Raw genomic sequence first — 12,439 nt, forward strand, 5'->3', positions numbered from 1 at the left:
GGATGTTTCCCGTGCGTTGCGCGCACTTCCCCGTGCCTTGGTGGCATCCGGCCAACAAGGAAACTGCATGCGATCCGATGGCATCCGGCAAGGAGATGTCGTGAGTCGGACGAGTGGCGCGGAGTGAAATCCTCCGCCGGCCTGCGTCCGAACAGTCCGCTCCCGACTGCCCGTCGACAGTATTGGCAAGGCCGTGATGCGCACAATAGACAACGGTGGTTGATTTCTCCCATTGGGAGATATGCGCCAACTACCACCGATGCGTGCGGCCGAGCTTCAGCGCGTTGGCAGCGGCTCGTCTTTTCCGTGCGCGTAGACCCAGCCGTGCGGGTAGGTATCCAGCGCCGCACGCCAGCCGAGCTGGAAGCGCGTGCGCGTGCCGGACGACTTCATCAATTCGGCGATGCGACGGTTCAAGGTGGTGGCAGAGATATCGGCCTGATACGCGATGGCCTTGTCGTTGAGGCCCGCAGCCAGCAGCGGTATCAGTTGTTCGGCCGCTTCCGAAAGTCGTGGCGTCGGCTTGCCGACTTCGAGCTTGCCCGAGCGCGTGATCACCATCGGCGTGGCCTGATCCCAGATCAGTTCGAACAACGCGCACAACGCATCGAGCAACGCGCACGAGCGCACCAGCAAGGTCGGCCCGCCCTGGTCGCCGGTGTTCAAGGGGATGATGCCGATGCGTCGGTCGGCCACGAACATCTTGATCGGCAGCGTGGCGAAGGTACGTGCTTCCTCGCCGCGCTCCATGTCGAGCCGCAGTGCATCGAGCGAACCGGGCAGGGCCAGATAACCGGCGTCGGAGATACTGCGGATGCGCACGCCCGGGCGCATCTCTTGCTTGTTGATGAGTCCGGGATACAACAATGGCGCGCACTGGAAACCGAATGCCTCGTGCTGGATCGTCTGACGAAGCTGCAGCAGCACCTGGCCGAGCGCGCTCGGGCTGGTGATCACTTCGACGATCTGCTCGCGATCATGCGTGCCGGCTGGACTCACCTGTTCCTTCAAATCCGGAATCGTCAGGCGCGCGCGTTCGAGCACCGCCTGTCGCTGGCTGACCAGCGCTTCCACGGCGAGCTCCGGTGGCGCAGCGATGTAGCGCGGCGGTCGTTCCGGCGAATGGGTGGCAAGGCCCTTGATCTCGATGCTGTCGAGCAGCGACTGCATCTGCACCAGCGGCAGCGAAAGCAGATGGGCGATGTCTTCGGCCGTGGCCATGCGATGGCCGAGAAGGGTTCGGTAAGCGCGCTCTTCCATTTCGCTGATGCCGAGCACTTCCAGCGGCCTCGGGGTGTCGGTTTCGACGTGGTGCGGATTCATTGCATCTCTCGACAGGCGGATGGACCGGTCGGATGGCGTGAAGCCCTCCGACACATTCCGCGGGAGTGCGATGGTTGTCCCCCGGGATGGGCGCCGTCCCTGCGCCCGGATTCAGCCTAACAAGAAGCGTCGCTCACGGCGCGTCGCCAACGTGTTTCGCGCAGACGAAAAAAAGCCCCTGGCTTGGGAGCACCAGGGGCACAAGGAAGAACCACAATCATTTCAACGCCGACCTTCAGTGCAGCGTTGACTCGCCGCGATTACGGCGCCTGCGGCGGAGCAGGCGGTGCATTCACCAGTGCACGCCAGGCGATCAGCAGATTGCGTGCGTTGACCGAGCCCAGACCCGAAGCGAAGCTCCAGCCCGGCTGGGCCGAATACGCCTTGGACTGCGGGCCGTATTGCGTCGGGTCGAGCGAGGTCATGCCGATCTGCGCCACGCCCGCCGCTTCGCCGAAGAAAAAGCAGTTCGGCGTGAGCACGGACTGGCTGGTTTCCTGGAAACACTCGGTCGAGTTGGTGCCGCGGGTGATGTTGTGGAACACGCAACTGTTATTGGCGGCGGTGCTGTTGTCGGCACTGCAGGCAGCGAGGCTGGCCGGCGCCGTGCCGTTGCGCACGCCGTATTCTCCGGCGGCGATCGCATACAGCGCCGGTGCGGCGTTGCCCTGGTCCTTCGGCATGCCGCGCATCACCAGTCCCTGATCGATCAACGCCTGGATGCCGGCGAACAACGGTGACGACACCGAGGTGCCTTCGGTCAGGTTCACTTCGCCGGTGAAGCCGGGCGTGCACCTGAAGTTCTTCGTGCAGATGATCTCGGCGGTGTTGCCGTCATTCGAGCCGGCGAACAACGCCACGTCGGGCACGTCGCGCACGCCGTCTGCTGCCGTGTTGAACACCTGCTTCTGCCACGACGGCTTGATGTCCACCGTCGACGCGCCGCCGGTGCTGGCGGTGAACGACAGGTAGTAGCCCTGCGGATCCACCGACAACAGGAAAGCGCAGTACGCCGGCGCGCTGGCATAGCCGGCGGCCTTCGCCGCCACGCCGTTGGCGCAGGATTCGTTCCACGGAATTTCCGGCACGTAGCCCAGCGCCGTGCCGTAGACCGCGTTCGGCGTCGGGCTGAAGAACCTGGACGTCGTGCCATCGAGCACATCGACCAGGTCGGTGCCGCCGACCGCGGTCACGTGCGGCGAGGTCGCGAGCGAATTCACGTCGAGCCCGACGCCATTGGTGACCGGACCCCAGTCGCCGCTGGACACGAACACCGATGTGCCTTCCGCATCAGCCTGCGCCCAGAGTGCATCGACCTCGGCCTTGTCGACGTCGGTGGTCTCGCTCTCGCTGAAACCGAAGCTCGCGCTGAGGATGTCCGGGCCCGCGTACTCCTCGCCGAACTCGCCGATGGTGATCGAATTCACCAGGTTGTTGGCGGCGATGTACATGCCTTCGTAGATGTTCGGAATCGGTGGCAGGCCGGCCGGCGGATCTTCCACCCAGACATTCGCGCAGGCCGCGTCGATGATGGTCGCGCCCGGCGCGATCGCCGTGGCCGACTCGACGTCGATGGCCGACTCGATGTCGTCGTCCGCGCCGAAGATCAGCGAGTACGGCTTGATGCAGTTGTTCAACGTGGAGTCGTTCAACTCCGGTTGTTCGTAGGTGAACGTGCCGCCGTAGCTGCCGAGGTTGAACTGGCTTACGAAGTTGTTCCAGCCGGTCGCGGACATGATGCCGGTCTCGACCAGTGCGATGGTGATGCCCTGGCCGGTAACGCCGTTGCCGCGAATGGTGGACACGCCGTACATCGTGGCGAAGTCATCCGGCACCAGCCCCCGCACGCCGCTCGTCTGCACCGCCTGCGGCACCGGTACCTGCGATTTCGCGGTGGATGTCGAAGTCACCGGCAGATCAAAGCGATGCGTCTTCGCGTTCCACTTGCCGGTGCGCGCCGGTTGCGCCATCGGCTTCGCGCCGTAGTTGCTCAGGCCCATCACGCCGATGATCACCGGCTGCAAGGCCTTCGGCACGCTGATGTCGGTGGCGTTGGCGATGTAATCGGCGCCATCGATCTGGAAGTGCTGCTCCTGCGTGTGGAACGCCTGGTTCACTACGCTCACCTTGCCGCTGAAATCGATGGTGCGGTTGTTCGGGTAGACCCCGTTCACCGTCAGCCCCTGCGACTTCAGCCACGACGCGACCGCGTTGACGTCACTGTCGAGCACGCCGAAGGTTTTGCCGTATTGTCCCGGCGTGATCCATTGATGGAAGCGCGGCGATTTCGGATCGTGCTGCTGCTCGATCAGCGATTCGAGTTGCGCGCGACGCAGGGCGCTCGGCTGCAGCACGAGCTGCAGGTGATCCATCTGCATCGCGTTGTTGACCAGCGCCTTGGGCGTGGCGCGCGACAGCGATGACGGATGCGTATGGACGAGCGTCGACACCACGCGCGCGTCGATCGTCTGCGCGACGCGTGGCGATTCGGCGGTGTTGATGCCGGCCAGCGCGTTGGCGTTCGGCCTGGCGGCGAACGAGAGCGCGGGTACCGCGGCAAGGGCTGCGACGATGGACGCGCGCAGCATGAGGTGACCGTTCTTCATGGGAATCCCCCGAACTTCAAAGTTGGAAACGCAAAGAGAGTGGCTCGATCCGTCGGACCGCTGGCGCGTCGAAGCGCCAGCGGTCGTGCCGGAAACAGGTAGTCGGCGTGTCACGGTGCCGGCGCGGCCGGTGGCGCGTTGACGAAGCCGCGCCAGGCCATCAGCAGGTTGGTGGTGTTCACCGAACCAAGGCCGGTGGCGAAACTCCAGCCGGGCTGTGCGCCGAACGCCTTGTTGATCGGGCTGTACGTGGTCGGCGTGATGTCGGTGGTGGTGAGGCCGATCTGGATCTCGCCGTCGTCGACCGCGCCGAGGATGTAGCAGCCGGTGGTGATGTCGAACTCGTCGCCATAGCACTCGGTGGAGATCGAACCGCGCGTCACGTTGTGGAACACACAGCTGGCGGTGCCGTCGTTGCCGTTGTCGGCGTTGCACGCGGCGAGGCTGGCCGGCGCGGCGCCGGTGGCACCGCCGTATTCCTGGCTGGCCAACGCGTAGAGCGTCGGCGCTGCATTGCCCTGGTCGGCAGGCAGGCCGCGCATCGCGATGCCCTGATCGATCAGCGCCTGGATACCGGCGAACATCGGCGATGACAGCGAGGTGCCACCTTCGAGAATCGTCGGCGTGGTGAAGTTCGGAGAGCACGGATAGGCGGCCGTGCACAACACCACGGCCGTGGCATTGCCGAACGAACCGGCGAACAGCGACACGTCAGGCACATCGCGGGATTGGTCGGCCGCGGCGTTGTGCACCTGTCGCTGCCACGCCGGTTTCAGATCCACCGCGGACGGGCCGCCGCTGCCGGCTTCGGAGGTGACGTACTTGCCGAGCGGGTCGTATTTCAGGCGGAACTGGCAATACGCCGGTGCGCTCGGGAACCCGCCGTAAACGACTTTGGCAGCGACGCCGTTGCCGCACGATTCGTTCCACGGAATCTCCGGCACGTAACCGAGGGCGGTGCCGTAGACCGCATTGTTGTAGGTCGGGCTGAAGTACTTGCTGGTGGTGCCGTCGAGCACATCGGCGGTGTCGGTGCCGCCGACGGCGGTCACGTTCGGCGAGGTCGCCAGGGCGTTGGAGTCCACGCTCGCGCCGAAGATCACGCTGTTGTTGAAGCTCGGGTTGGAGCCCGAATCACCGGTGGACACGAACACCGAGATGCCTTCGGCATCGGCCTGCGACCACATCACGTCGATCGCCAGCTTGCTCGCGCTGTCCACGTAATTTTCGCCATAGCCGTAGCTGGCGCTGATGATGTCCGGACGTCCGCTGGTCGCATTGATCACGTTGCTGGCCGCGATGAACACGCCGTCGAAGAAATTGCTCGACGCGGGGTTGAACGTGCTGTCGTAGTCGGAGCAGGCCGCGACCTCGATGTGCGCGCTCGGCGCCATCGCCGTCGCCCATTCCGCGTCCAGCACCGTCTCGATCGATTCGCTGCTCGCATCGGTGCCCAGCACGCCACCCGGATCGAGGCAGTTGGTGACGCCCGTGGGCGGTGCCGGCTGGACCTGCGAGAACGTGCCCCCGAACCCGCCGAGGTTGAACTGGCTCACGAAGTTGGTCCAGTCCGTCGGCACCATGCCGCCGTCTTCGACCACCGCGATGGTGATGTTCTTGCCGGTCACGCCGTTGTTGCGGATGGTCGACACGCCATACATCTTGGCGAGATCGTTCGGCACCAGCCCGCGCGTGCCGCCCTGGAACGGCACGGCCAGCGGACCAGCCTTCGCCGTTTCGGTATCCGGCAACTTGAACTTGTGCGTTGTCGCGTTCCACCTGCCGGTACGCACCGGGCTGTGCATCGGCTTCGGGCGCAGGTCATTCAATCCAGCGACGCCCGCCACCACCGAACGCAGTGCGCTTGGCACGCGAATATCGCCGGCATTGGCGATGTGGTCTTCGTTGTTGAGCGTGTAGTGTTTTTCCTGGGTCTGGAACGCCGCCTTGATCTGGCCGGCGGTGCCGCTGAAATCGATCTGCAAGCGGTTCGGGTACACCGTATTGACGGTGAAGCCCTGTGCGGTAAGCCATGCGGTGACGCTGGCGACATCGCTGTCGACCACGCCGAAGTTCTGACCGAACTGCTCGGGCGTCAGCCACTGATGGAAACGCGGCGAAGCCGGATCGTGCTGTTGCGCAATCAGCGTCTGCAGTTGTGCGGTGCGCACGGCACTCGGGCGCAGCACCAGTTGCAGGTGATGCATCGGCGCGGCGTCGGCCACGTTGGCGCCGGCGGAAAGTTTCGCCAGTAATGCCAGGTGGGTTTGCGGAAGCGTCGATACCGACTTGCCGTCGACAGCCTGCGTGACGCGCGGTGCTTCCGCGGTGTTGATGCCTGCCAGCGCGGCGGATGCCGTGGGTGCACTGGCGAAAGACCATGCCGGTGCAATGGCAAGCGCCGTCACGATCGATGCACGCAGCATGAGATGACCGTTCTTCATGAGAATCCCCTTCGTAGTTCAGAACCGAAAAAAACCTAGACCCGCCGTATTGCGTCGCCACTCGTTCTGTTGAATCTCCATGGGCATCTGGCCATTGACGTCCGGCTTCATCGTCGCTGCATGAACCTGCGCGCCGGCCCTCGCCACGGCGTCCTGCCGATCCATGGTTTTGCTTGCATCCCGGCACAGGCACGCACGCTCCCGTCCCTGCGGCATCCGTCGCGGGGTCATGCGGGAAGGTGGTCCAGGGAATCTCCCTCAATGCTCCGGAAGCGGCTCGCCGAATCCAGCGGCGGCATCGTGTTCAGGAGACTTCAGTACGACTCTGCCAAGCACATCTATCGAGCCGGAGTATTGGCGCGTGCGTCGGATCGGCGCAATGGCAATCGATGGCGAGTTTTGCCCAAGAGCAAAACTCGCCATCCACTTTTCGCGGTGCTGCAGTGTTGCTGTGCCGTCTGGTTGGTTTGGACGCCCAGACGTCTTTTTGATGACGGCCCGATGACCGCCTGATCAGGCCTTGGTCAAGGTTTGTCGATGGTCGATACGTCCGCGTTGCCGTTAGTCAGGCTGCGCGGAAAAGCCTCTAGCGCCGCGCTCCAGCCCAGCTGGAACCGCGTGCGCGCGTCGAAACGTTTCATCAGTTCGGACACGCGCCGCGTCAGCGTGGTATCGGAAATCCCGGCTTCGTGCGCGATGGCCTTGTCGTTGAGGCCAGCGGCCAGCAGCGGGATCAGTTGCTCGGCCGCCTCGGACATCCGCGGCGACGCCGTACCCATTTCCAGTTCGCCGCTACGCGAAAACCCGATCGGCGTGGCGCGTTCCCAGATGATGTCGAACAACGCGCATAGCGCATCCAGCAATGCGCATGGCCGCACCAGCAGGATCGGTCCGTTCGGATCGGCGGCGTTGAGCGGAATCACGCCGATGCGCCGGTCGGCGACAAACATCTTCACCGGCAGCGTGGGAAAGATCCGTGCCTCCTCGCCCATCGCAGTGACCAGTCGCAACGATTCCACTGCGCCGGGCAGGTCGAGGTAACTGGTGTCGGAGATGCTGCGGATGCGGATGCCCGGCCGCATGGCTTCCTGGCGTGCGTCGGTCAGCATCGGTGCGCGCTGGAAACCGAATGCCTCGGTCTGCAGCGTCTGGTGCAGCTGCATCAATATCTGTCCGAGCGCGGCGCGGTTGGTGATCACCTCCACGATCTGCTCGCGCTGGGTCGGGCCGGTGCTGTTGCCGGCCTGTTCCTTCAACTCCGGAATCGTCAGCCGCGCGCGTTCGATGTCCGCCTGGCGACGGCTGGCAAGCGCTTCGACGGCGAGCTCCGGTGGCGCGGCGATGTAGCGCGGCGGTCGCTCGGGCGAATGCGTGGCCAGGCCCTTGATCTCGACACTGTCGAGCAGTTGTTGCGCCTGCTGCAGCGGCAGCGAGATCAGGTTGGCGATGTCGTCGGCGGTGGCCATCCGGTTGGCCAGCAGGGCGCGATAGGTGCGCTCTTCCATTTCGCTGATGCCGAGCGCTTCCAGCGGTCGGGGGACACCGTTTTCGTTGTGCAGCGGATTCATGGTGTTTCTCGTGTATCGGTAGAGCCAGAAGGGGAGATGGGGCCGGCGGGGCGTCAATCCACCGGTCAGGCTGGCAGGCGACTGCGCTTCCCGCAACTTTTCGGGGCGCACAATGACCATCCGTCCGCAGGTTCCGTACGCGCCGGTACGTCGGCGCATCGCGCCTGCGCCGGCCAGCCACTAGAATCGCCCGGTTCAGCACACGATGTCGGAGTTGCCATGAGTTCGCCCGCCAAGCACGTTCCCAGCAGCGACACGCAACACCAGAGCACGCCGCACGAAGCGGGTCCGCTGCGATTCGTCACCGCCGCCAGCCTGTTCGACGGGCACGACGCGGCCATCAACATCATGCGTCGGATCATCCAGTCGCAAGGCGCGGAGGTGATCCACCTCGGCCACAACCGTTCGGTGGAAGACGTCGTACGCGCGGCCTTGCAGGAAGATGCCGACGCCATCGCGCTGTCCTCCTACCAGGGCGGCCACGTCGAATACTTCAAGTACATGGTCGACATGCTGAAGGAACGCGGCGCCGGTCACGTGCGCGTGTTCGGCGGCGGCGGCGGCACCATCACGCCGGAAGAGATCAAGGAGCTCCAGGCCTACGGCGTCGAGCGCATCTATCACCCCAACGATGGCATGAAGCTCGGCCTCACCGAAATGATCGAGGACGTGATGCTGCGCGCCGGCAGCGCTGCGGCCAAACGCGCCGAGTCGGAGGACGGCGCCACGCCGACGGTCGACATCGACGACGAAATCTCCATCGGCCACATGCTCACCACCATCGAGGAAGGCCGCCTCGGCGACACCGAGCTTGATCACCTGCGCAAGCAATGGAAACTCGCGGGCTCGCAGACCCCTGTCCTCGGTCTCACCGGCACCGGCGGCGCAGGCAAGTCCAGCGTGGTCGACGAGCTGCTGCTGCGCTTCCTGCACGCGTTCCCCGAGATGCGCATCGCCGTGCTCGCAGTCGACCCCACGCGTCGCCGCTCCGGTGGCGCACTGCTCGGCGATCGCATCCGCATGAACTCGTTGAGGTCGCATCGCGTGTACATGCGCTCGATGGCCACGCGTCGCCAGCACGCTGCTACGAGTGTGGTGCTGCACGACTGCATCGATTTCCTCAAGAGTCAGCCGTACGATCTGGTCATCGTCGAAACCGCGGGCATCGGCCAGAGCGATTCGGAAATCGTCGACCTGGTCGATTTCCCCGTCTACGTGATGACCAGTGAATACGGCGCCGCCAGCCAGCTCGAAAAAATCGACATGATCGATTTCGCCGAGCTCGTGGTGCTCAACAAGTTCGACAAGCGCGGCGCCGAAGACGCGCTGCGCGACGTGCGCAAGCAGTGGAAGCGCAACCGCACCGCCTTCAGCATGAAAGACGAAGACGTGCCGGTGTATCCCACCATCGCCAGCCAGTTCAACGACCCCGGCGTCACCTGGATGTTCACCAACCTGTGCCGCCTGATGCGCGAAAAGCTGCACCTCGGCAACGCTGTAGGAGCGCACCCAGTGCGCGATCCGGCAGCGTCAGGCACCACGGATACAGCGATCGCCCACAGGGTGGGCTCCTACAAAAGCGGGCTCGACTGGAATCCCCAGCTCGACACCACGCTCAAGTCACCACGCGCCACCGTGCTCATTCCCGGCAACCGCGTGCGTTACCTCGCGGAAATCGCCGAGCAGGGCCGGTCGATCAACGGCAGCATCGCGCGTCAGGCCGAGTGCGCCAGCAAGGCGCAGCATTACTACGAGTCGCTGAAGGACATCGGCGACGACAAACTTCCGCGCGCGCTCGATCTCTACGACGGTGCCGATCTGCTCTCGCACATCGGCACCCATGCGCCGACGGCGGATCGCAGCCTGCTCACGCTGCGCCAGCGCTACAACGAGGCGATGAAGGAAGTGAGCAACGAGTCCGTGCACCTGTTGCGCGGCTGGCCGGCGCTGTACGAATCGGTCACCGCCGACGTCAACGAATACAAGGTGCGCGACAAGGTCATTCGCGTCGAGAACTACCGCGACTCGCTCAGCCACCAGAAAATCCCCAAGGTGTCGCCGCCCAAGTCGAAAGACTGGGGCGAGCTGATCACCTTCTTCGGCAAGGAAAACCTGCCGGGCCACTATCCGTACACCGGCGGCGTGTATCCGTACCGTCGCAGCGGCGAAGATCCCACCCGCATGTTCGCGGGTGAAGGCACGCCCGAGCGCACCAACCGCCGCTTCCATTATCTGAGCCAGGGTGGCGCGGCCACGCGTCTGTCCACCGCGTTCGACTCCGTCACGCTGTATGGCGAAGATCCCGCGCCGCGTCCGGACATCTACGGCAAGATCGGCAACTCCGGCGTCAACATCGCCACGCTCGACGACATGAAGAAGCTGTACTCCGGCTTCGACCTCACCGCGCCCAGCACGTCGGTATCGATGACCATCAACGGCCCGGCGCCGATGATCCTGGCGATGTTCATGAACACCGCCATCGACCAGAACGTCGAAAAATACCTGCGCGAAGACGATGCTCGCTGGCAGGCCGCCGAAAAGAAAATCGCCGACATCTACAAGAACGTGCAGCGTCCGCAGTACCACGGCGATCTGCCGAAGGGCAACGAAGGCCTCGGCCTCGGTTTGCTCGGCGTGTCCGGTGACGAACTCGTCGATGCGGAAACCTATGCGCGCATCAAGCAGCACACCCTGCAGAACGTGCGCGGCACCGTGCAGGCGGACATCCTGAAAGAAGACCAGGCGCAGAACACCTGCATCTTCAGCACCGAATTCGCACTGCGCATGATGGGCGACATCCAGCAGTATTTCGTCGACCACAAGGTGCGCAATTTCTATTCGGTGTCGATCAGCGGTTATCACATCGCCGAAGCGGGCGCGAACCCGATCAGCCAGCTCGCCTTCACCCTGAGCAACGGCTTCACCATCGTCGAGTACTACCTCGCGCGCGGCATGAGCGTGGACGATTTCGCGCCCAACCTCAGCTTCTTTTTCTCCAACGGCATGGACCCGGAATACACCGTCATCGGCCGCGTCGCCCGTCGCATCTGGGCGCGCGCCATGCGCGATCGCTACGGCGCCAGCCCGCGCAGCCAGATGATGAAGTACCACATCCAGACCAGCGGCCGATCCCTGCACGCGCAGGAAATCCAGTTCAACGACATCCGCACCACGCTGCAAGCCATGTACGCGCTGTTCGACAACTGCAACAGCCTGCACACCAACGCCTACGACGAAGCCATCACCACGCCGACCGAAGAAAGCGTGCGCCGCGCCGTGGCGATCCAGATGATCATCAACAAGGAACTCGGCCTCAACTTCAACGAGAACCCGTGGCAGGGCAGCTACGTCGTCGACGCACTCACCGACCTGGTCGAAGAAGCGGTCTATAAAGAATTCGAAGCGATCAGCGAGCGCGGCGGCGTGCTCGGCGCGATGGACACCATGTACCAGCGCGGCAAGATCCAGGAAGAGTCGATGTACTACGAGCACAAGAAACACGACGGCTCGCTTCCTCTCATCGGCGTCAACACCTTCCTGCCCAAAGACCACGGCGGCGAAATCGCCACCGAGATCGAACTGATCCGCTCCACCGAAGAAGAGAAGGGACAGCAGATCGCCAACGTGAAACGCTATGGCGAGGCGCGCAACGCGCTGGCGTCAGACAGCCTCAAGGTGTTGCAGGTGACGGCGCGGGATCGGCGCAATGTATTCGAGCAGCTGATCGAGGCGGTGAAGTACAACTCGTTGGGGCAGATCAGTCATGCGTTGTATGACGTGGGTGGGGAGTATCGGAGAAATATGTGAGTGCATCTAAGCAGCAGTCCAAAATGCCGGCATTCAAGGCGCAGTATCAGGCCGTACTTGATGCACGGCAAAAGCAATTTGATCTGCATTTCTCCAATAGCGATCTCATTTCATTACACGAGCGGGCACACGTCAGGTTATTAGACGTAGAGCGAGTAATTTCTTTAGCCAAACTTCGGCGAGAGTTCAAAATTTTTGAACTAGCGTTCAAATTGCTTGGAGATGGTTTATGTCAAGTGGCTTGTGCTAATTATAGATTGGCCTTCTTTTGTCTGCGTTCGTTTCTTGAGCTAAGTACGGCAGCGATAAAATTCTCAGCGTTCGAGTTTGAGTTGCGGCAGTGGGAGTCTGGCAAGCGAGATATTTTGTGGAATGGTTTGTGTAATGATGACACTGGCGTTTATTCGAGGAGCTTCGCTGCAGCTTTTTTTCCAATTCTTACAGACGAAACCAAGCACTACGCAGGGTTGGCCAATCGCGCATATCGTGAATGCTCAGAATATGTTCATGGCAATCCCAGCAGCCACGGGACTGATGTACTCGAGCCTGAGCGATCAAAGCGATGGTTCGAACTGTTTGACGCGGCGACGACATGCGTTTTTTACGGCTTCTTTGTCCGATATCACTCTGAAGTTGGTGCGGCTATTGCTGCAGATAGTGAGGCGGTCGCAGTGCTAGATGGCGAACTCGG

General features: G+C 63.1%; 6 protein-coding genes. 2 read left to right on the forward strand and 4 right to left on the reverse strand.

The window, feature by feature from the left end:
• Positions 1-276: 276 nt before the first annotated feature.
• From GSQ73_RS10335 to GSQ73_RS10350, 4 genes are all read right to left on the reverse strand, one after another.
• Complete coding sequence (locus GSQ73_RS10335) at positions 277-1,323, reverse strand: helix-turn-helix domain-containing protein (protein WP_158883708.1); 1,047 nt, start codon at positions 1,321-1,323, stop codon at positions 277-279.
• 260 nt (positions 1,324-1,583) lie between these two features.
• Positions 1,584-3,929: a protease pro-enzyme activation domain-containing protein gene (locus GSQ73_RS10340; protein ID WP_158883710.1), complete on the reverse strand. Its 2,346-nt coding sequence runs from the start codon at positions 3,927-3,929 to the stop codon at positions 1,584-1,586.
• A gap of 110 nt (positions 3,930-4,039) precedes the next feature.
• Entirely contained in the window at positions 4,040-6,373 is a 2,334-nt protein-coding gene (locus GSQ73_RS10345) for a S53 family serine peptidase (RefSeq protein WP_158883712.1), read from the reverse strand.
• Between the two features lie 524 nt (positions 6,374-6,897).
• Entirely contained in the window at positions 6,898-7,941 is a 1,044-nt protein-coding gene (locus tag GSQ73_RS10350; RefSeq protein WP_158883714.1) for a helix-turn-helix domain-containing protein, read from the reverse strand.
• Between the two features lie 219 nt (positions 7,942-8,160).
• On the opposite strand from GSQ73_RS10350, the gene GSQ73_RS10355 reads away from it, so the two are divergent.
• Entirely contained in the window at positions 8,161-11,748 is a 3,588-nt protein-coding gene (locus GSQ73_RS10355) for a methylmalonyl-CoA mutase family protein (protein WP_158883716.1), read from the forward strand.
• Positions 11,745-12,439: hypothetical protein (locus GSQ73_RS10360; protein ID WP_216844759.1), on the forward strand; the 695-nt coding region annotated here is incomplete at its 3' end. The genes GSQ73_RS10355 and GSQ73_RS10360, both read left to right, overlap by 4 nt.

This window comes from Rhodanobacter sp. L36 (assembly GCF_009765755.1).
In the GTDB taxonomy this organism is placed as follows: Bacteria; Pseudomonadota; Gammaproteobacteria; order Xanthomonadales; family Rhodanobacteraceae; genus Rhodanobacter.

What these genes read in the sequence shown, in the direction of transcription:
- GSQ73_RS10355 (WP_158883716.1), top strand. Translation starts at nt 8,161, where the DNA reads ATGAGTTCGCCCGCCAAGCACGTTCCCAGCAGCGACACGCAACACCAG.
- GSQ73_RS10345 (WP_158883712.1), bottom strand. Translation starts at nt 6,373, where the DNA reads ATGAAGAACGGTCATCTCATGCTGCGTGCATCGATCGTGACGGCGCTT.
- GSQ73_RS10335 (WP_158883708.1), bottom strand. Translation starts at nt 1,323, where the DNA reads ATGAATCCGCACCACGTCGAAACCGACACCCCGAGGCCGCTGGAAGTG.
- GSQ73_RS10340 (WP_158883710.1), bottom strand. Translation starts at nt 3,929, where the DNA reads ATGAAGAACGGTCACCTCATGCTGCGCGCGTCCATCGTCGCAGCCCTT.
- GSQ73_RS10350 (WP_158883714.1), bottom strand. Translation starts at nt 7,941, where the DNA reads ATGAATCCGCTGCACAACGAAAACGGTGTCCCCCGACCGCTGGAAGCG.